Annotated in this window: 19 protein-coding genes; 15 read left to right on the top strand and 4 right to left on the bottom strand. The window is 68.7% G+C overall.

Annotated elements, in window-relative coordinates; genetic code table 11:
• The first annotated feature begins 42 nt into the window (after nt 1-42).
• The gene (locus tag V6K52_RS01300; RefSeq protein ID WP_353952106.1) at nt 43-1,713 is read left to right on the top strand and encodes an MFS transporter; all 1,671 of its coding nucleotides are present in this window, start codon (nt 43-45) and stop codon (nt 1,711-1,713) included.
• 1 nt (nt 1,714) lies between these two features.
• On the opposite strand, the gene V6K52_RS01305 is transcribed toward V6K52_RS01300, so the two are convergent.
• Nucleotides 1,715-2,914 carry a diacylglycerol kinase family protein gene (locus V6K52_RS01305; protein ID WP_353952107.1) on the bottom strand — a complete coding sequence of 400 codons (1,200 nt, stop codon included), beginning with the start codon at nt 2,912-2,914 and terminating at the stop codon, nt 1,715-1,717.
• Between the two features lie 66 nt (nt 2,915-2,980).
• Here V6K52_RS01305 and V6K52_RS01310 point away from each other — a divergent pair, with 66 nt between their 5' ends.
• The 3 genes from V6K52_RS01310 to V6K52_RS01320 all read left to right on the top strand — a co-directional run bounded on the left by V6K52_RS01310 (nt 2,981) and on the right by V6K52_RS01320 (nt 6,485).
• Entirely contained in the window at nt 2,981-3,502 is a 522-nt protein-coding gene (locus V6K52_RS01310; RefSeq protein WP_353952108.1) for a DinB family protein, read from the top strand.
• Nucleotides 3,499-4,824, top strand: a complete 1,326-nt coding sequence (locus tag V6K52_RS01315; RefSeq protein ID WP_353952109.1) for a cation:proton antiporter — start codon at nt 3,499-3,501, stop codon at nt 4,822-4,824. The genes V6K52_RS01310 and V6K52_RS01315 overlap by 4 nt, the downstream gene beginning before the upstream one ends.
• A gap of 173 nt (nt 4,825-4,997) precedes the next feature.
• Nucleotides 4,998-6,485, top strand: coding sequence for a DUF222 domain-containing protein (locus V6K52_RS01320; RefSeq protein WP_353952110.1), 1,488 nt, complete (start codon nt 4,998-5,000; stop codon nt 6,483-6,485).
• Here the strand turns inward: V6K52_RS01320 and V6K52_RS01325 are convergent.
• Complete coding sequence (locus V6K52_RS01325; protein WP_353952111.1) at nt 6,482-6,808, bottom strand: type II toxin-antitoxin system death-on-curing family toxin; 327 nt, start codon at nt 6,806-6,808, stop codon at nt 6,482-6,484. The genes V6K52_RS01320 and V6K52_RS01325 overlap by 4 nt on opposite strands.
• Nucleotides 6,809-6,958: 150 nt before the next feature.
• A complete protein-coding gene (locus V6K52_RS01330; RefSeq protein WP_353952112.1) occupies nt 6,959-7,681 on the bottom strand; it encodes a DUF2510 domain-containing protein in 723 nt (240 codons plus the stop codon).
• A 74-nt stretch (nt 7,682-7,755) separates the two neighbouring features.
• Here V6K52_RS01330 and serS point away from each other — a divergent pair, with 74 nt between their 5' ends.
• The 6 genes from serS to V6K52_RS01360 all read left to right on the top strand — a co-directional run bounded on the left by serS (nt 7,756) and on the right by V6K52_RS01360 (nt 13,745).
• The gene (gene serS / locus V6K52_RS01335; protein WP_353952113.1) at nt 7,756-9,024 is read left to right on the top strand and encodes a serine--tRNA ligase; all 1,269 of its coding nucleotides are present in this window, start codon (nt 7,756-7,758) and stop codon (nt 9,022-9,024) included.
• The gene (locus tag V6K52_RS01340) at nt 9,021-9,452 is read left to right on the top strand and encodes a GNAT family N-acetyltransferase (RefSeq protein WP_353953837.1); all 432 of its coding nucleotides are present in this window, start codon (nt 9,021-9,023) and stop codon (nt 9,450-9,452) included. The genes serS and V6K52_RS01340 overlap by 4 nt, the downstream gene beginning before the upstream one ends.
• 82 nt (nt 9,453-9,534) lie before the next feature.
• Nucleotides 9,535-10,911 carry a sensor histidine kinase gene (locus V6K52_RS01345; RefSeq protein ID WP_353952114.1) on the top strand — a complete coding sequence of 459 codons (1,377 nt, stop codon included), beginning with the start codon at nt 9,535-9,537 and terminating at the stop codon, nt 10,909-10,911.
• Nucleotides 10,904-11,638, top strand: a complete 735-nt coding sequence (locus V6K52_RS01350) for a response regulator transcription factor (protein WP_353952115.1) — start codon at nt 10,904-10,906, stop codon at nt 11,636-11,638. The genes V6K52_RS01345 and V6K52_RS01350 overlap by 8 nt, the downstream gene beginning before the upstream one ends.
• Nucleotides 11,639-11,673: 35 nt before the next feature.
• Nucleotides 11,674-12,579, top strand: coding sequence for an ATP-binding cassette domain-containing protein (locus V6K52_RS01355; protein WP_353952116.1), 906 nt, complete (start codon nt 11,674-11,676; stop codon nt 12,577-12,579).
• Nucleotides 12,576-13,745, top strand: coding sequence for an ABC transporter permease (locus tag V6K52_RS01360; protein WP_353952117.1), 1,170 nt, complete (start codon nt 12,576-12,578; stop codon nt 13,743-13,745). Before V6K52_RS01355 ends, V6K52_RS01360 begins: the two co-directional genes overlap by 4 nt.
• A 21-nt stretch (nt 13,746-13,766) precedes the next feature.
• Here the strand turns inward: V6K52_RS01360 and V6K52_RS01365 are convergent, their stop codons facing one another.
• Nucleotides 13,767-15,131, bottom strand: coding sequence for a DUF4232 domain-containing protein (locus V6K52_RS01365; protein ID WP_353952118.1), 1,365 nt, complete (start codon nt 15,129-15,131; stop codon nt 13,767-13,769).
• A gap of 171 nt (nt 15,132-15,302) precedes the next feature.
• Here V6K52_RS01365 and V6K52_RS01370 point away from each other — a divergent pair, with 171 nt between their 5' ends.
• Genes V6K52_RS01370 through V6K52_RS01390 form a run of 5 tightly spaced genes read left to right on the top strand, consistent with a single transcriptional unit; the run spans nt 15,303 to nt 20,161 of the window.
• Nucleotides 15,303-16,358, top strand: coding sequence for an iron-siderophore ABC transporter substrate-binding protein (locus V6K52_RS01370; RefSeq protein WP_353952119.1), 1,056 nt, complete (start codon nt 15,303-15,305; stop codon nt 16,356-16,358).
• A 26-nt stretch (nt 16,359-16,384) separates the two neighbouring features.
• Nucleotides 16,385-17,431, top strand: coding sequence for an iron ABC transporter permease (locus tag V6K52_RS01375; RefSeq protein ID WP_353952120.1), 1,047 nt, complete (start codon nt 16,385-16,387; stop codon nt 17,429-17,431).
• Complete coding sequence (locus tag V6K52_RS01380; RefSeq protein ID WP_353952121.1) at nt 17,428-18,483, top strand: iron ABC transporter permease; 1,056 nt, start codon at nt 17,428-17,430, stop codon at nt 18,481-18,483. The genes V6K52_RS01375 and V6K52_RS01380 overlap by 4 nt, the downstream gene beginning before the upstream one ends.
• Complete coding sequence (locus tag V6K52_RS01385; RefSeq protein WP_353952122.1) at nt 18,480-19,322, top strand: ABC transporter ATP-binding protein; 843 nt, start codon at nt 18,480-18,482, stop codon at nt 19,320-19,322. The genes V6K52_RS01380 and V6K52_RS01385 overlap by 4 nt, the downstream gene beginning before the upstream one ends.
• Entirely contained in the window at nt 19,319-20,161 is an 843-nt protein-coding gene (locus V6K52_RS01390) for a siderophore-interacting protein (protein WP_353952123.1), read from the top strand. The genes V6K52_RS01385 and V6K52_RS01390 overlap by 4 nt, the downstream gene beginning before the upstream one ends.
• Nucleotides 20,162-20,163: the final 2 nt, after the last annotated feature.

Consider the following 20,163-nt stretch of genomic DNA (forward strand, 5'->3'; position numbering starts at 1 on the left):
GGCTCTGGTCGTCCCGGCGCGCTGGACCCTAGAGTCCGCTCCATGGGGGCCGACGGGAGCCCGGGCAGGCTCGGGATGGCGGCTGCGGCCTTCACGAGCAACGCCCGCAACCCCAATCTGCGGCAGGCCCAGCTGAGCTTCCTCGGTGCGTGGACCGCGGAGTGGGCGTTCACCGTGGCGCTCGGAATTGTGGCCTACCGCGACGGCGGCGCGGTTGCCCTCGGTCTGGTGGGACTGCTCCGGATGGTGCCCGCCGCCCTCCTCGCCCCCTTGTTGTCGCCCATCGCCGACCGGGGCCGCCGCGAGCGGGTTCTCGTCCTCGTCTCGCTCGTGCGTGGTGCCGCGACCGGTGGGGCCGCGTTGGTGGCAGCGCTGGGCGGGTCAGCGTTCGTGATCTATGTGCTCGCCGTGCTCTCGACCATCGCCGCGACGCTCTATCGGCCGGCGCACTCCGCGCTCCTGCCGTCCCTGTGCCACACCGGATTTGAACTCGCCAGCGCCAATGTCGTGCGCGGGCTGCTCGACTCGGCAGCAACACTTGTGGGTCCCCTGTTGGCGGCGGTGCTGCTCCAGTTCACCGGCGTCGACGTCGTGTTTGCCGTGGCCGCGGCGGCCTCGTTCGTGGCCGCCGCCCTGCTGGCGGGTCTGCGTTATGAGGCGCCCCCGCGCCCTTCCGCGCCGAGCCGACCCAACCTGGTGAGGGAAGGTGTCGAAGGCCTTCGGGCGGTGAGGGGGAGTCGCGACCTGACGCTCATCCTCGGTCTCGCGGCGGCACAGTCCTTCACTCGCGGGGCCCTCACCGTGCTCTCCGTCGTCGTCGCCATCGAGCTCTTGGGCACCGGAGAACCCGGTGTCGGTGCCCTCATGACCGCCGTCGGCGTAGGTGCGGTTCTCGGTTCGCTCGCGGCCTCCTTGCTCGTCGGGACCGGCCGACTCGGCGCCTGGTTCGCCCTCGGGGTCGCTCTGTGGGGTGCACCCCTGGCCCTCGTCGGCGCCGTGCCCCAGGAGTCGGTGGCCCTCGTCCTCCTGGCCTTCGTCGGGGTCGGCAACGCCCTCATCGACGTCGCCGGGTTCACCCTCATCGGCAGGCTCGCACCCGATGAGGTTCTGGCCCGGGTCTTCGGCGTGCTGGAGAGCATCGTCGCGGTGTCCATCGGAGTCGGCGCACTGGCCGCCTCTCTGATCGGTGAGTGGCTCGGCATCCGCACAGCCCTCATCGTGGTCGGACTGCTGTGCCCCGTGTTGGCGGCAGCATCGTGGCGTCGATTGCGGGTGCTCGATCGGTCCGTGGGTGCCCTCGACAGTGACGTCGAGCGGCTCCGGAAGGTGCCGATGTTCGCGACCCTGCCGCTCCCGTCGGTCGAGCAGCTCGTGCGTGGACTGGAGCGGGTGACGACACGAGGCGACGACGTGGTCTTTCGTCAGGGAGATGTCGGCGAGCACTACTTCTTCATCGAGTCGGGCGAGGTCGACGTGGTGGGAGACGGGCGTGTGGTGGCAACCCTCGGGCCGGGTGAGGGCTTCGGTGAGATCGCCCTGCTCCGGAGCACCCGGCGCACCGCGACAGTCGTGGCCAGGAGCGAGGTCAACCTTCGGTCGCTGACCGCGGACCGATTCCTCTGCGCTGTCCTGGGATACCAGCCGAGCGCCAAAGAGGCGACCGTAGCCGTGGACAGCATGCTGGAGCGCTACGAACCGAAGGACCCGCTCTGAGTCAGGGCGCGGACGGCTCGGGTAGCACCGGGGCGTTGGTGCGGATGATGAGCGCCTTGGGACGCACCTCGAAGCGGACCCGCTTGGCCTCTCCGATGACGTCGCCGTCGATCTCGACCATCTGCGGCTCGTCGAGCGAGACGAGGATCGACTGGCAGCGGTAGCGGTCGAGCTTGGGGTGGTTCTGCCCGCGCTTCGCGAGGACATGCACCGCGACCCCGGCCCAACCGACGATGCCCTTGGGCGTGATCGCGACGACGTCGAGGATGCCGTCATCGATCTCGGCGTCCGGCATGAGGGTGATGCCGCCGGTGAGTCGACCGCAGTTGCCGACGACGATGGTGCGCGCCGTGTGCGCGATCGGGTCGCCGCCGTCGATCCTCAGCCGCGTGGCGAACCGCGCGCCGAGGAGGTTCTTGGCGCCGCTGGCGACGTAGGCGCCCCACCCCATGCGGGCCTTCGCCTCCTCTGAGGTTGCGTGCATGATGCTCGCATCGAGGCCCAGGCCAGCCATGACGAGAAAGGCGTGCTGGTTGGCGGCAGGATCGGAGCCATGAGCGTCGTCGGCGCCGACGTCGGGCTCGGTCGGGCCGTCGTGCTCGGGGTCCAGCTCCTTGGTCGACCTCTGCTCGAGCGTCGGGTCGAGCGTGACCCAGCCGACGTCGATGTGTCGGTTGCGACCCGTCAGCGCGACATCGAGCCCACCGACGATGTCGAGAGGCAGGCCCAGGTTGCGACCCATGAGGTTGCCCGTCCCCGCCGGGATGAGCCCCATCGGCGTGGAGGTTCCGGTCAGGACGTGCGCCACGGACCTCACCGTGCCGTCGCCGCCGATGGCGCAGATCAGGTCGACGTCGGCCGCCAGGGAGTCGCGGGTCTGACCGAAGCCCGGGTCCTCGAGGGTGGTCTCGCGGATGATCGGCTCGTCCCAGTCATCGTGGGCGAGGACCGTGCGAGTCACGAGGGCATGCGCTGCCCCGACGTCGTCGAACTTCGTCGGGTTGAGGATGACGGCCACGCGCTTCTTGGGTGGGAGCGGGGTGTCCTCGTCCTGCGCCGGACGGAAGGACGACCGGGTCGGGCGCTTCGGCGAAGCGTGGCGCCCCTCGGACCGACTGACCCGCGTCGCGAGAGCCATCCCCAGCCCAATGATCAACAAGAGAGCGAGGATCGCGAGGATCACTGGCCAGGAGTCGTTCACGTCAGGGACCGTACCCCAAGGTCAGAGCCCTGCCACCCACGTCTCGCATCCACCTAGTCTGTGGACATGAGCGAGATCGCGTCTGACGACAAGGACTGGACCTGGACCCTGGAGCGGGAGTGTCCCGACTGTGGGTTCGATGCGGGAGCGGTCGGCGGAGCCGAGATCGCGAGTCTTGTCATGGCATACACGACGCCGTGGAAGGACGTTCTCGCCCGGCCCGACGCGGCGATCCGACCGGAACCGACGACGTGGTCGCCGCTCGAGTACGCCTGTCACGTTCGCGACGTCTGCGACCTCTTTGCCGCGCGCGTGCAACTCATGCGTGACGAGGACGGTGCTCGCTTCGCGAACTGGGACCAGGACGTCACGGCGGTGCAGAGCCGGTATGCCGAGCAGTCGCCTGCCGTCGTTGCCGTCGAGATCCCGGTCGCTGCGGCCCGTCTCAGTGAGGCGTATGCCGGCCTGTCCGGTTCCGAGTGGGAGCGGCGGGGTCTGCGATCCAATGGTTCGGAGTTCACTGTGCTCACGCTTGGTCGCTATGGCCTGCACGACCTGGCGCACCACCTCTGGGACGTCCGCGCGTGAAGGCAGCCTGGATCTACGTCGCTCTCGGGCTCGCGCTCTTCCTCGCCGTCATCCTCCCGCCGCTCCTTGACCGGTGGCGGGTCAATGCCCCGATCGTCCTCGTGACCCTTGGCCTGATCGTCGGCGTGCTGCCCGGGTTCCGTGACCTCGACCTCGACCCGGTCACCCACGGATCGGCCATCACCCACATCACCGAGTTCACCGTGCTCGTGTCGCTCATGGGTGTGGGGCTCGCGCTCGACCGACCGTTGAGCTTCCGGGACCGCGGCTCCTGGCGCAACTGGTCGCCGACGTGGCGCCTCCTCGGGATCGCCATGCCGCTGACCATCGTCGGAGTGGGCCTGCTCGCGTGGGGACCGTTCGGTGTGGCCGCGCCCGCTGCCCTGTTGCTGGGTGCTGCGCTGGCACCGACTGACCCTGTCCTCGCCTCCGACGTGCAGGTCGGTGGCCCCAACGCGGCAGAGACCGCTGAAGGCAACGCGGAGGAGGTGGACGAGGAGGACGAGGTTCGCTTCGCCCTCACGAGCGAGGCCGGGCTCAACGACGGACTGGCCTTCCCGTTCGTCCACGCCGCCATCTTCCTCGCGACCGTGGGTGCGTTCTCGGAGTGGGGTGCTCGCTGGGTGGCCTGGGAGGGCGTCGGCAAGATCGTCCTCGGCGTCGCGGTCGGTGTTGGTCTTGGCTGGGCCGTCTCCCGGCTGGCCTTCACGTCACGCTCCGAGGACGTGCGCTTCGCCACGGCAGGTGAGCCGCTGGTCGCCATCGCTGCTCTGCTCGCGGCCTACGGCATCGCCGAGGTAGTGGGCGGTTATGGCTTCCTCTCGGTCTTCACGTGCGCGATGGCGATCCGCAGCTTCGAGCGCTCGCACTCCTATCACCACGACATGCACGAGGTCATCGAGCGGCTCGAGCGGCTGCTGACTCTTGTTGTGCTGCTCTTCCTCGGCATGGCGCTCACCAACGGACTGCTCGCCCATCTCGACTGGATGGGCGTCACGTTGTCGCTGGCCCTGCTGCTGGTCATCCGGCCGCTCGCCGGGATGGCGTCGTTCCTCGGGCACCGGCGGTCGCGTGGCCTGCAGGGGTTCGACAAGCGCGAACGGGTCGTGGCGGCGCTCTACGGAGTGCGCGGCATCGGTTCGCTCTTCTATCTTGCGTATGCCGCGACGCACGCCGACTTCCCGGAGATCCGGTGGATGTGGTCGGTCGTCGCGTTCACGGTCGTCGTGTCGGTCTACCTCCACGGCTTCACCGCACCGTTCGCGATGGCCTGGCAGGAGCGCGGCGAGCAGTCTCAGCGTCGCGCCGATGCCCGCTCGTAGACCTGCAAGAACCTCGGTCTCACAGAACACGGTTCCCGGTACGTACGTGATGCCCGGGTGGCCAATGTTGGTATGTCTTCAGGTCTGCTTGCGAGCCAAAAGACCTGCGCTGCAACACAATTGGCTGTGGAAAAGCATCTGCCCTGTCACCGAACAGGTGTACGATGAGATGTATGGAGGGGACGCCAACACTTGCAGGGCCTGAGGTTCAGGTCCGCTCTGTCGTGTCCTCGCTCGGGGACGTGAGCCCGGAGGGTTTGACCGAATCCGAACGGGTTGCGGTGGTGTCTGCGCTGGAGGCGTTGAAGGGTGCGGCTGCTGCGGCGCAGGCTCGGTTGACTGCTGCGGCGGTGGTGGATCGTGAGGCGTTGGGTGAGGACTCGCGCAGTGTGCGCGCGGACCTGGCGTTGGCTCGTCGGTGTTCCCCGACACTCGCGGATCAGCACGTCGGGGTGGCCAAGGCCCTTGTGGGCGAGATGCCGTTGACGATGGGCGCTCTGGAGCGCGGTGAGATCAGCGAGCGGCGGGCGATGATCGTGGTGCGGGAGACCGCGTGCCTGAGCGTTGAGCACCGGGCCGAGGTCGACCGCCGGCTGGCACCGACGATTGCCAATCTTGGGGACAAGGCGTTGGCTGGGGCGGCGCGGCGTGCCGGTGCGGCTTTGGATGCGGAGTCGTTGGCTGAACGGAACCGTCGCGCGGTCGCGTCCCGTCGGATGTCGGTGCGTGCGGCCGCGGACGGAATGGCGTGGCTGTCGATCCTGGGACCGATGAAGGACATCATCGGAGCGCACGTCGCGCTGCTGGGTGAGGAAGGTCGACGCAATGTCATCGACCCGGATCTGCCCGCCGGTGAGTGGGAAGCTGCGGCAGCCGCGGCTCGTGCCGACACCCGCGGCAAGGGTGCATGGCTTGCCGACCGGGCGCTCGAGTTGTTGTCCGGTCGTGCGAAGGGTCAGCCGCAACAGGTTGAGGTCAGTCTCGTCATGACCGACCAGGTCCTGCTCCCTGCGGCCTTCGGTGGTCAGGCCCCGGCTGATGACGTTGCGACCATCCCGGGGTGGGGTCCCATTCCCGGGTCCGAGGCACGCGACCACATCGCCGCCCTGCTCGACCACGCCGACGACAGCGACCCCAAGAGCGGCCTCTGGCTCCGGCGTCTGTTCACCGACCCCACAGGTCGTGACCTGGTCGCCCTCGACTCGAAACGTCGCCTGTTCCAAGGCGGCCTCCGCCGCTTCCTCGAGCTGCGCGACCCGACCTGCCGCGTCCCATGGTGTGACGCCCCGGTGGTCCAGGCCGACCACGTGCAGGCCGTCCACGACGGGGGCGCCACGACTGGCGCCAATGGTGGCGGGATGTGCAAACGCCACAACCTCGTCAAGGAAGAACCCGGGTGGCACATGAACGTCGAATCCACCGGGCTCGACGGCACCGGATCACACCGACTACGCATCCACACCCCAACAGGTCGCGTCCACGACGCCACCGCAACACCACTCCTTGGCGAAGGCTGGCTCACGCCCGAACCCGTGGCTGACGAATGGTGGAGTGACGCCGAGATCCACGAGATGCCCCTGCCCGAGGACCCCTGGGGTGGCTGGATCCCGGACCCACCCGATGACTGGTTCCCTCAGGACGACGAGATGCGGGTCGCCTAGATCGGTTCGGTGCGCAGGCGTGCGGCGATGTCGACGACGTCTTCAAGTTCGCCCGTGGCAACGGCGATGATGAGGTCGTAGGCCTCGTCATTGGTGAGGGTGAGTCGCCGGCCGTTGAGGCCGAATGTGGCAATGACCGAGGCGAGGGCCAACCGCTTGTTGCCGTCAACGAGAGCGTGATTGCGCGCGACGGTCTGGACCAGCGCGCACACCTTGAGCTCGAGTGAGGGATAGGTGTCCTCACCGAACGCTCTCGCCCGGGGTCTGGAGGCAGCAGCCTCCAAAAGGCCGATGTCACGCACCTCAAACTCGCCCAGAGTCATCTCAGCGCGGGAGTTCAGTTGTCAGGACCTGGTCCAACCGGGCTCGACGGTCCTCGCGCTCGACGTAATCACGGACAGCCTGGCGTGCGACCTCTTGCATCGATCGACCTTCGCTCTTTGCGCAGGCGCGCAAGAGTCATCGCCATCCCCTCAAGACACCGTTGGTGATACCACCGAGCCATCGATTTCGCGGACGATGACGCGAATGACTCCGGCGAGCAGTGCGGCCATGACGGCGTTGGCTGCCAGGATCCCGGCCATCAGGGTCGCCAGCTCGACGCCGACGAACCACAGCACGAGTAGGCCTCCAGTGGACAGCGCCCACGCCCAGGCCCAGGCATGGATGATCCACGGTCGGGGTGTGTCCAGCGATGCCGGAGAGCCGTTGCGCCCGGTCCGGACGCGACGGGCGCTCGCCCAGGTCTGGCTCAAGAGCTGGAACGGAAAGACGACGTGGATGATCGGGATGAACCACGCCACAAGGAGCCACACGGGGTCATGGGTGAGGGACGTGAGGTCAACATGCGCAGAGTTGGCGAGGGTGAAGGCCCAGGCGCCGACCAGGAGCACGAGCACCATGACCGCCGTCGCTGCCAGGCTCGCCAGTCCATCGATGATCCCGGTAGGGGCCGAGTTCGTGGTGTCCGCCACGCACAACGCGAGCAGCGCAGCACTCATGAGGCCACACACGGCATAGAGGCAGTTCGTCGCGCTGCGGAACCAGGTCGGCAGCTCGGGTCGAGTGGCGGTCAGGGCGTCGACGGTGTGCGCGGTCCACTGGGCTCCGTCCCAGTATCGGTACTTGCCGCGCACTTCCGGGTCGGGAGCCCAGCGGGCCGAGTTGTTGCCGGTTGTGGGTTGGCTTGTCGTCATGGCTGTGAGTGTTGCCGGATCGGCGAAATCGGCCGTGCGGTTTTCCACAGGTAGGCATCGATAGGCTGAGGCGCGTGATTGATCTCAAGCTGCTCCGCGAGAACCCCGACCGAGTGCGCGCCTCGCAGCGCGCGAGGGGTGAGGACGAGAGTGTCGTTGACGCCGTCCTGGCCGCGGAGGAGAAGCGCCGCTCCAGCCTCACGGCGTTCGAGCAGCTGCGCGCCGAGCAGAAGGCCATGGGCAAGCAGGTCTCCCAGGCCCAGGGTGACGAGAAGCAGGCCCTCCTCGCGCGCACCAAGGAGATCTCCACCCAGGTCAAGCTCAACCAGACGACCGCCGACGAGGCCGCGGAGGAGCTCGCGACCCTCCAGCGCAGCATCGGCAACGTCATCGAGGACGGCGTCCCGGTCGGCGGCGAGGACGACTACGTCGTGCTCGAAACCGTGGGCGCTCCTCGTGACTTTGAAGCCGAGGGCTTCGAGCCCAAGGACCACCTCACCCTCTTCGAGGGCCTGAACGCCCTCGACATGGAGCGCGGCGCCAAGGTGTCGGGTTCGCGCTTCTACTTCCTCAAGGGTGTCGGCGCGCGCCTCGAGATGGCGATGCTCCAGCTCGCGATGCAGCGCGCCATCGAGGCCGGCTTCGTCCCGATGATCACGCCGACCCTCGTCAAGGCCGAGGTCATGGCCGGCGCCGGCTTCATCGACCACCACGCCGACGAGGTCTATCGCCTCGAGGCCGACGACCTCTATCTCACCGGCACGAGCGAGGTGGCGCTCGCGGGCTACCACGCCGACGAGATCATCGATCTCGCCGACGGCCCGATCCGGTTCGCCGGGCAGTCGACCTGCTACCGCCGCGAGGCGGGGAGCTATGGCAAGGACACCCGCGGCATCATCCGGGTCCACCAGTTCAACAAGATCGAGATGTTCGTCTACTGCCGTCCCGAGGACGCGAACGACGAGCACCAGAAGCTCCTTGCCTTCGAGAAGGAGATGCTCGACCTCATGGAGCTGCCCTACCGCGTCATCGACACTGCTGCCGGTGACCTCGGTGGCCCGGCCGCGCGCAAGTTCGACTGTGAGGCGTGGGTCCCGACCCAGGGCAAGCACCGCGAGCTCACATCGACGAGCAACTGCACGACCTTCCAGGCCCGTCGCCTCAAGACCCGCTACCGCGTCGAGGGCGGCGGCACCGACATCGCCGCAACGCTCAACGGCACGCTCGCCACGACGCGCTGGATGGTCGCGATCCTCGAGAACCACCAGCAGGCCGACGGCTCGATCTCCGTGCCTGCAGCGCTCCGCCCCTTCATCGGGCTCGACGTCCTCACCCCCGCCTGATCGTGGATGGTCGACCGGGCTATCGCCTCATTCCGACCGCACCCTCCCCGGAGGCCTACTGCGAACTGCGTCGAGCGTCGGGACTCTCGCCCAAGACGCTGGCACAGGCCTCAGCAGCGATCCCCGGCTCTTGGGCGGCGTGCCATGTCGTGGAGGAGTCGACAGGCGAAGCGGTTGCCATGGGCAGGGTGATCGGTGACGGCGGCTGGTACTTCCACATCGCCGACATGGCCACCCATCCCGACCATCAGCGGCTCGGCCTGGGTGCGCGGGTGATGGAGTGGCTGCTGGACTCCATCAGGGCGGCGGCGGAGGACGAGCCCTACGTGACCCTCATGGCCGACGAGCCCGGTCGCCCGCTTTACAGGCGCTTCGGGTTCCAGGAGACGGGGCCGACCTCGATCGGCATGAAGCTCATGACGCTCTGACGGTGTCTCGCGGGCAAGCGCAGGGGCCCTTCCGTCTTGCGATGGATCCGTTCGTCGCCTCTCCTTCCTTAGGCTGAGGGGTATGCCGTCCGCCCGCCGATCGCTGTCGACCTCCGTCGGCGATTTCTTTGCGATCGACGACGACTGGGAGCGGCCGACTGCGCCCATCAGCCGCCGGGACTGGGTGGTGGGCGTCGGGCTCTCGCTCGTGGCGGTCCTCCTCCTCGAATTGGGCCGCAGCGTCACCGAGATCCAGGCCGGTGGTCAGCCGCACTGGGTGCAGTGGGCAGCGACCGTCTCCGGCGCCATGCTCATGGTCTGGCGGCGTCAGCACCCGATCCTCGTCGGGTGCCTCGCGGCCGCCCACATGTTCATCGTGGGCGTCACCATGCCGATGATCATGGGGCAGCTGGCCCTACAGGCCGTCTACTTCGTCGCCATCTATGCCGCGGTCGCGTACGCACGCCACCGTCGCTCCGCCTTGCTCGTCGTCGCCGGCATCACTGTCTTCATGTTGCTCTGGGTGGGCTGGCAGCTGGCACTCGGCGGCGGGATCGCGGAGATCACCGAGGACGCCCGCGCCGACGGAGCCGATGGGTGGTTCAGCCCGACGGTCGGTGCCGTCGCCACCATGCTGGCCATCAACCTTGTGTACTTCGTGGGAGCAATCCTCGTCGGCCAGATCGCCTGGCGTGGGGCTCGTCAACGCGCTCGCCTCGAGGACCAGGCGTCGACCATCACGGCGCAGGCCGAGGACCTCAAGCGCCGCGCGGTCGTCGACGAACGCCTGCGCATCGCCCGCGAGCTCCATGACGTGGTCGGGCACCACGTGGCCGTCATCGGCATCCAGGCCGGTGCCGCGCGACGGGTCCTCGACAAGCGTCCTGCCGAGGCAGCCAAGGCGCTCGGTCAGATCGAGGAGAGCTCGCGCGATGCCGTCAGCCAGATGCGGAGCCTGCTCGGCACCCTGCGTGACATCGAGGCGACCGCCGAGCTGGACGGGTTGACCGACGACGCTGCGGCCACCTCGCGCAGCCCCGAGCCGACGCTCGCGGACCTGGCCGACCTCGTCGCCGAGCGGGACGCGGCAGGCATGCACACGGCATACCACGTCGTCGAGAATCGCCAAGGTGCGCACACCTCGGTGGCACCGTCGATCGGTCTCACTCTCTATCGCATCGCCCAGGAAGCCCTGGCCAACATCACCCGACACTCGACGGCGACGACCACGGACGTCTTCACGCGGGTCATCGACGCCAACGGATCGGGCCAGGCCTACGCCGAGATCGAGGTCCTCGACAACGGTCGGCCGCGCTCCGGCACCTCCGGGTCGGGGCTCGGGCAGCTGGGCATGCGTGAGCGGGCGGCCTCACACAAGGGAACCGTCGACATCGGGCCGCGACCGATGGGCGGCTACCGTGTGCGAGTGCGCATTCCGTTGGGAGAGAACGATGTCTGACCTGCCTGACAGCGCAGCCCGGATCCGGGTGCTCATCGTCGACGACCAGCACCTGGTGCGTTCCGGCTTCCGGATGATGCTGTCCGTCGACGACGACATCGAGATCGTGGGTGACGTCGCCAACGGTGAGCTCGCACTCGCCGCCGCCCGCGAGCTCTCACCCGACGTCATCCTCATGGACGTGCAGATGCCCGTCATGGACGGCATCGAGGCGACCCGCATCGTCGTTGCCGAGGACCTCGGCCGGGTCATCATCCTCACGACCTTCGATCGCGACGACTACCTCTTCGACGCGCTCCGGGCCGGAGCCAGCGGGTTCCTCCTCAAGAACTCCGAGCCCGAGCAGCTCACTGACGCGATCCGGGCCGTGTCCGGTGGACATGCCCTCCTCGCACCCGAGGTGACGACCCGGGTCATCGCCGAGATGGTGGCGCCGACCGGGCTCAACGCGGGCACGAGGGTGCCCATGGGCGCGTCGAGCGTGGGTTCGGCCGAACAGCTCGAGCGGCTCACCGAGCGCGAGCTCGAGGTCCTCACCCTCATGGCCCGAGGAAGGTCCAACGCGGAGATCGCCGCCGACCTCTTCCTCGGTGAGGCCACCATCAAGACCCACGTCTCCAACTGCCTCGCCAAGCTCCACCTGCGCGACCGGGTGCAGGCAGTCGTCTTCGCCTACGAGGTCGGGCTCATCCGCCCGGCGGAGAACCGCGCTCACCCTCAGGACTGATCCGTTCGTCGTTCCCTCCGCCTAGCGTTGAGGTCATGACGCAGAGAGCACACGGATCACTCATCGAGGTCGACGGACTGAGCCGATCGTTCGGCGACCTCAAGGCCGTCGACGATGTGAGCTTCACCGTGCCGGGTGGGCTGATGACCGGCTTCGTCGGCGGCAACGGTGCGGGCAAGACCACGACCATGCGCATGATCATGGGCCTGCTCGCGACCCACGGGGGAGGGGTGCGTTGGAACGGCGCCCCGATCACCGCCGACATCCGGCGCAGGGTCGGCTACATGCCCGAGGAGAGGGGCCTCTACCCCAAGCAGAAGGTCCTCGACCAGCTCGTCTATCTCGGTGAGCTGTCGGGCATGAGCGCCGCGGCCGCCAAGGCCTCGGTGATGGAGCACCTGGAGCGCTTCGGCTTGGGGGACCGCTCGGGCGAACGAGTCGAGAAGCTGTCCCTCGGCAACCAGCAGCGCGTGCAGATCATCGCCGCGCTCATGACCACCCCGGACGCGCTCATCCTCGATGAGCCCTTCTCGGGCCTTGACCCGCAGGCGGTCGACTCCATGGTCGACCTCCTGCGCGAGCATGCGGCCAGGGGAGTGCCGGTTCTGTTCAGCTCGCACCAGCTCGACCTCGTCGAGCGCCTCTGCGACCGCCTCGTCGTCCTCGCCAAGGGCCGGGTCGTCGCGGCCGGCGCCGTCGACGAGCTCCGCAGGGTTGGCCCCGAGCGCTACCGGATCACCGTCGCAGGTGACGCGGGATGGGTCCGCGACGAGTCCGGCATACACGTCCATGACGTCGACGGGACCACAGCGCTCGTCGAGTTCACTGACCCTGCCGCGCGACAACGGTTGTTGCGCAACGCAGTTGAGCGCGGAGACGTCGTCGACTTCGCGCGCCAGGTCCCTGCACTGTCCGAGATCTACCGTGAGGTGACGGCATGAAGAACACCGCCTGGCTGACCGTGGCACGCCGCGAGATCATCACCAAGCTCACCGACCGTGCCTTCATCATCGGCACCCTCAGTCTGATCGGCATCCTCGCCGCAGTCCTCGGGATCCAGGCGTTCATGGCCAACAAGGCGACCGAGTATGCCGTGGTCACGAGTTCCAGTGCGGCACACCAGATGGCCGAGCAGGTCAAGACCGTCACCGAGGCCGACGACGACAAGACCAAGGTGGCCCTCAGCGAGGTCCCGGACGACGGGGGTGCGACCAAGGCGGTTCGCGACGGTGACGCCGACGTGTGGCTCCACGAGGTCGACGGAGGGTGGGTGCTCACCGGCGACAGTGAGGTCTCGGGCGACCTGACGACCGCCGCGACCACGGCGATCCGGGACGCCACCCTGAAGACCAATGCTGCCGAAGCCGGAACCTCGGCCGAGGCGCTCCAGCGTGGGTCGGACGTCAGCACAGCCCTGCTCGACGGCGACGCGGACCGGGCTGGCGTGGCCCAGGTCGTCGGGTTCGCGCTCGCGATGCTCTTCTATCTGGCGTCGTTCACGTTCGGTCTCGCCCTCGCCAACAGCGTCGTCGAGGAGAAGGCCAGCCGGATCGTCGAGATCATCACGACGAAGATCTCGGTGCGGGAACTGCTCGCCGGCAAGGTCATGGGCAACCTCGCCCTCGCCCTGGCCCAGATGGCGCTCTTCGTCGCAGTGGGGCTGATCGGTCTGACGTTGACCGACTACGACCGCTTCGTGCCCGCCATCTCGGGCGCCGTCGGGTGGTTCACTGTCTTCTTCGTCGTCGGGTTCGGGTTGCTCGCGTGCCTCTGGGCAGTGGCAGGCGCCCTGGCGAGCCGGACCGAGGACGTCCAGTCGACCTCGGCGCCGCTCACCATGCTCACGATGGCTGTCTTCTTTGCGGCCCTGCTCGTGGACGGCACGGCCAAGAGCGTGCTGTCCTTCGTGCCGCCGTTCTCGGCGGTCCTCATGCCCATCCGGGTGCTGGAGGGGTCGGCGCCGTGGTGGCAGGCGCTCGTCGCCCTCGCGATCCTGCTCGTGGCGGCCGGGCTCACCGTGGTCGTGGCAGCGCGGCTCTATCAGCGTTCGCTGCTGCAGACCCAGGGCCGACTCAGCTTGCGTCAGGCGTGGTCGACCCCGACCTGATCCGCGCCGTTCCGACCACCCCTAGCCCGGGGTGGTCGGAACCCAGCGGCCCATGACGAGCAGTTGGCCCGGACGGTGATCGACGGCGGCAGTCACGGGTGCCGTCACCTGGGTGCCCGGTCGAAGGATGGTCACGGGAGTCGGTGCAAAGGGCGGGATGCCGTCGAGGTCCTGGAAGGCCGGCAGGTCGCCCCGCCCGAAGCTGCAGGTGGCGACGCCGAGGTTGGTGACGTCGACAGAGGGTGCAGGGGGCCTGCTGTCGCCACTGCCCCCGGTGGGTGGGGAGGTCTGTGCCGCGAGGTTGTCGGCTTCGCAGGGGGCGGCGATGTCCACGGCCGGCGAGTGGTCGCCCAGCTGCGACCCATACCCCGACACCTGCCACGGACCGAGCACCAGAGGCTGGTCCACGCCAGCGGTGACGGGGGCCAGCGGCATACCGGCCCCGAGTCGGACCGGCAGATCGTCGGACGTCAAGGACACCGTGACGCGTTGCGGGTCCACTGACACCTTCTGGCCCGGGCGCCACGACACCGCCGCGGTGACGGATTCACGGGGCGCCAGAGCCACCTCGGTCTGCTCGGCCGTGCCGGTGATTCGCCTGTCCTCGCGCCCCTGCTGCACCAGCAGGCGCACAGGTCCGCGCACGACGCACGCAAGGGTCGACGTGTTGACGATGCGCAACGTTGCCTCGTCAGTGTTGCCAGCAGTGGTCAACTGCTCGAGGGTGGCTGCCAGTGCGTCCTCGAGACACGGGAAGGATGCCGTGCTGCGCGTGATCGGTTCGCGGGGTCCGGCGGGAGCCCCGCTGGGCGCGGGCTGGCCGACGAGCAGCATCCCGTCGTCAGGTGCCTCGCGATCGAGAGCGGGCGCCGCCTGCAGCTCGTCCGACCGGTCGTCTGGCACCTCGGGTGTGTCGCGGGGACAGCCCACCGGGCTTGCCCGGAGCGCCGCCTGGCTCCGATCGACGCTCAACTGGGCGCACTGGAGGTGCCACCGAGGGACGTCATCGGTGAAGGGGTCGGCCCCGGTCCTGCGCTCCCACACGGCGAGCGCGACGGGCACGTCATCGGGCAGTCGCTGGTCCTTCGCCTCGAGAGTCGCGTAGCGCAGGTTGGCGCCCTGCTCGCTCTGCACAACCTGCGGGTATGCCGCCCGCACGAGTGTCGTCAGCGCTGTCCGATCGGCGATCTTCGCTCCCGAGAGTGCCGTGTCGAGTGTGTACGCGAGCCGGGCCATCGCCGACTCCGCCTCACGGTCGCGCGGTGGGAACCCGGGGGTGCACCCTGCTGCGGCTGAGGCGAGGGCGACAGCGATGGCGACCGCCTTCGCGCCGCGTCGGGCGCCGCGTGAGCGCGGACCTGGTGAGAAGGACCGAGCCAGCGTCATGCGGACCATCGTGCCAACGGCTGCGCCGCCGTTCATCCGGACCCGCGGCACCTTCACAGTTCTTCCACACGTTGGTCGGGATTTGACAAGGTGAGGCTATCCTAAATTAGGTTGTCCTTACTGACCCCGTCGCTGTGTTGCCCTGCGCAGCCCTGAACCCCAGAAGGCCTGATGTTCACACGTCGCTCCCTCGTTGTCGTCGCCACCACCGGCGCCGTCGCGCTCGCCCTCACCGCCTGCTCCACGGGCCCGACCTCGCAGGCCTCGGCCGACCCCGCGACCGCGACTGCCGTCGCCGTCGACAAGGACGCGTTCCCGACGACGATCAAGCACGCCTTCGGCGAGACCACCATCACCTCGGAGCCCAAGCGCGTCGCGACCGTGGGTTGGAACGACCAGGACATAGTCGTCTCCCTCGGTGTCCTCCCCGTCGGCGCCACCAAGATCACCTGGGGCGGCAACGCCAAGGGCTCGACCGACTGGTTCGACGCCGGTGTCGCCAAGCTCGACCCCAAGGCCGAGATCACCCGCTACGACGACACGGCCGGTGTCCCGCTCGACCAGGTTGCGGCCACCAAGCCCGACCTCATCCTCGGCGCCAACTCGGGCATCACCAAGGAGGACTACGACAAGCTCTCCAAGATCGCCCCGACGGTCGCCTACCCGGGCGAGGCCTGGGGCACCTCCTGGGAGGACAGCCTCAAGGTCGTCGGGCAGGCCCTCGGCCGTTCGACGCAGGCCACCAAGATCGCTGCCGAGACCAACAAGCAGATCGACGACGCCGTCGCGAAGTACCCCCAGATCAAGGGCAAGTCCGCCGCGTGGGCCTGGTTCACGCCGACCGACCTCTCCGTCGTCAGCCTCTACACGAGCCATGACCTGCGTCCGCAGATCCTGCGTCGCTTCGGCATGGTCGACGCCCCGACCGTCACCACTTTGAGCAAGGGCAACAAGCAGTTCAGCGCCAACCTGTCCGCTGAGAAGTCCTCGACGCTTGCCGCCGACGCCCTGATCTTCTATGTGGAGGACCCGAAGCAGGTCGACCAGCTCAAGACGCACCCGCTCCTCGGCCAGATCCCGGCGCTCAAGACCAACCACTACGTCGCCAGCGCCGACAACGCCACCGCACTGACGATGTCGTCGCCTTCGCCCCTCTCGATGCCGGTCGCGCTCGCGAAGTTCCTGCCCAAGATCGCCTCGGCCGTGGACGGAACTCCGGCCCAGTGACGGTCCGGGCCACTGAAGCGCCCGGTATGCCGCACCTCAAGCCGGCTGCCCCGGCCCACCTTTCAGGGAAGGTGGGCCGGGGCGGTCGTCTGCCCGTCGCCGTGATCATCGTCGGCGGCGCTGTTGCGGTGGCCGTCGCCGCGATGCTCTCGCTCCTGATCGGCACACAGTCGGTCGCGCCGTCCGACATCACGGCGTCCCTGCTCGGCAACCCGGTCACCGCGCAGGTCAGTGGCATCGTCGACTCCCGCATCGACCGCACCCTCATCGGGCTCGTCGTCGGTGCGGCGGTGGCCATCTGCGGCGTCGTCCTGCAGGGGCTCACCCGCAACCCCTTGGCCGAGCCGGGGATTCTCGGCATCAATGCGGGCGCGGCCCTCGCCGTGGTCATCGGCATCAAGGCCTTCTCGCTCTCGAGCGTCGGCGGATATGTCTGGTTCGCCCTCATCGGTGCCGTCATCACCGCCGTCGTCGTCCAGCTCCTCGCGCTCCTGGCTCCGGTGCGGGCCCAGCCGGTGACGATGGCCCTTGCGGGTGCGGCCGTCATGGCTACCTCGACGAGCATCGTCGGCGCCATCCTCGTGTCGGACCAGGGTGCGCTCGACGTCTTCCGCTTCTGGCAGGTCGGATCGGTTGCCGGCCGCGACGCCGGGATCATCCTCGACGTCGCGCCCTTCCTCCTCGTCGGCTTCGCGTTGTCCCTCGCCTCCGGTTCGCTGCTCAACACCGTGGCCCTCGGTGACGACCTCGCCCGCGGTCTGGGCCAGCGGGTCCTGCTCCACCGACTCCTCGCTGCCGCAGGCGCGGTCCTGTTGGCCGCCTCGGCCACGGCGTTGGCTGGCCCGATCGCCTTCGTCGGCCTCGTCGTCCCCCACACCGTCCGGGCCGTCGTCGGCCCCGACCACCGGCGCATCCTGCTCGGGTCGCTCTTTGCCGGGCCGGTGCTCGTCATCGTCGCCGACACCCTCGGCCGCATCATCGCCGCGCCGAGCGAGGTCCAGGCCGGCATCGTCTGCGCCGTCATCGGTGCACCCTTCCTCGTCGGACTCGTCCGGAGGATGAACGTCGCATGAGCGCCATCTCCCTCGCCGAGTCCGAGTCGACAGTCGCCACGTTGCGCGCCGTCCGTCGTGGAGTGCGCCGTCGTCAGGTGCTGCTCCTCATCGCGCTGGGCGCGCTCGTCATCGCGCTGTTCCTGGCCCGTGCGCTCCTCGGCGACTACCGCGTGTCGTTCGTGGACGGCATACGCATGATCAGCGGGACCACCATCCCCGGTGCGTCGTTCATCTTCATGGAGTCGACGCTTCCCCGCGCCTGCATGTCGGTCCTCGCCGGTGCGGCGTTCGCGTCTGCGGGCGCGGCGTTCCAGTCCATGCTGCGCAACCCGCTCGCGAGCCCCGACGTCCTCGGGATCAACCTGGGTGCCAGTGCGGCGGCGGTCTTCGCGGTTGTCCTGCTCGGCTGGACGGGTATGCCGGTGGCGCTCGTCGCGTTCGCCGGTGCCATTGCCGTTGCGGTCACCATCCACGGGTTCGCTGGCCGCGGAGGAGCGGCCACCGGACGGATGATCCTCGTCGGTGTCGGCCTCGCCGCGGTCCTCAGCTCGGTCGTCCACTGGGTGCTGCTGCGCGCCGACATCTATCGTGCGCAGGACGCCCTCGTCTGGCTCACCGGCAGCCTCGGCTCGGTGTCGTGGGGCGAGGTCGCGCGGCTGGGTTCTGTTGTCGTCATTGGTCTTCCGCTCCTCACCGTCGTCACCCGACAGCTCGGTGTCCTCGGTCTCGGCGACGACCTCGCGGCCGGTCTGGGGGTCCGCGCCCACCGGCTGCGTGTCCTCATCACGGCCCTCGTCGTGCTGCTCACCGCCTCCGCCACGGCCGTCTGCGGACCCATCGCGTTCGTCGGATTCCTCAGCGGACCGATCGCGCGTCGCCTCACCCGCGGTCGCACCTCCATCCCCGCTGCCGCTCTCGTCGGTTCGGCGATGGTGCTCGCGGCCGACTACGTGAGCGCCTATGCCATCCCCGGCACCGCCTTTCCCGTCGGCGTCATCACCGGCCTTGCCGGTGCCCCCGTCCTCGTCTGGCTGCTCATCGCCGGCCGCCGCACGATCGTCCAGAAATGAGTGAACTCTTGTCTTCAGCGTTGATCGCCACCCTCACCGCAGAGTCGGCAACGTTGACCGCGCAGGCCCTGACCCTCGCCTATGACAAGCGCGTCATCATCGAGGGTCTCGACCTCGATGTGCCCTCGGGTCAGGTGACCGCGATCGTCGGTCCCAACGGCTGCGGCAAGTCGACCCTGCTGCGCGGCCTGTCGCGGCTGCTGGCGCCGACCGGTGGTCGCGTCCTGCTCGACGGCAGTGTCATCAGCGAGCTCCCCACCAAGGAGGTCGCCAAGCGACTCGGTCTGCTCCCGCAGCAGCCGATCGTGCCCGAGGGCATCACTGTCGCCGAGCTCGTCGAACGCGGGCGTCACCCGCACCACGGTCTCTTCAAGCAGTGGTCCCGCGAGGACGAGTCGATCGTCGCCCGCGCCCTCGAGGTGACCGAGCTCGTCCACCTGGCCGGCGTCCCCGTCGACAGCCTCTCCGGCGGGCAGCGGCAGCGCGCCTGGATCGCCATGGCCCTCGCCCAGCGGACCCCGGTGCTGCTCCTCGACGAACCGACGTCGTTCCTCGACATCGCCCACCAGATCGACGTCCTCGAGCTCGTCCGCGACCTCAACGCCACCGAGGGCACGACCATCGTCATGGTCATGCACGACCTCGCTATGGCCGCCCGCTACTCCGATCACCTCGTCGCCATGTGCGACGGCGCGATCGTCGCCCAGGGCACGCCCGCCCAGATCGTCACTCCAGAGGTCATCGAATCGGTCTTCGGGATCGCGGCATCCGTCGTCGCTGACCCCACCACCGGTGACCCCGTCGTCATCCCCCACCGCAGGAAGCGAGAGAAGTCATGACCGTTCTCGACCGGGTCGCCATGAAGGCGGCCACCGCCTACGCCCGCCTCACGATGGCATCACCCATCTATCGCGACGGCGACTCGCAGTTCGAGATGACCGTCGCCGCGGTGAGTGACCTCGGTGGCGGGATGCGCCGAATCACGTTCTCCGCAGAGGACTTCGGCGACTTCCGACTCGTCGGCTGTGACGAGTACTTCGGGCTCCTCATGCCGCGCCCGGGCGCCGCGCTCGTCCTCCCCGACGGCTCGCGCGAGAACGTCCGCGCCGCCATCGCCGACATGCCGGAGGCCGAGCGCCCCGACCTGCGCTGGTACACGATCCGCGCCCATCGCGCGGTCGAGCGCACCATCGACGTCGATATCGTCACGCACGGCGACTCGGGCCCCGGCTCCGCGTGGGCCTGTGCGGCCCAGCCCGGAGACACGGTCGGCTTCCGCTCCGGCGGCGCGCTCTTCCGCGGCCACGAGTGCGATGGACCGATGGTCCTTGTCGCTGATGAGACTGCCCTCCCCGCCCTGGCGGCCATCGTCGATGCCCACCCAAGCGTCCTGGAGCGGGCCACGATCCACGTGGAAGTGGCCGACGAAGGCGTGCTCACGGCATACGCCCTCGGCGGAGCCGACGTCACGGTGCACGTGCGCACGGACGGTGTTCCCGGATCGGTCGTCCTGCCGGCACTGCGCGACGCAGAGCTGCGTGACCTGGCCTACGCCTGGATCTGTGGTGAGTCCGGCATGGTCACCGAGGGGCGTCGACACCTCGTCAAGGTTGCGGGGGTGGACCGCCGCCAGGTCCTGTTCTCCGGCTACTGGAAGCTCGGGCAGGAGCGCGGCTGACT

Source organism: Knoellia sp. S7-12 (genome assembly GCF_040518285.1).
GTDB lineage: Bacteria > Actinomycetota > Actinomycetes > Actinomycetales > Dermatophilaceae > Knoellia.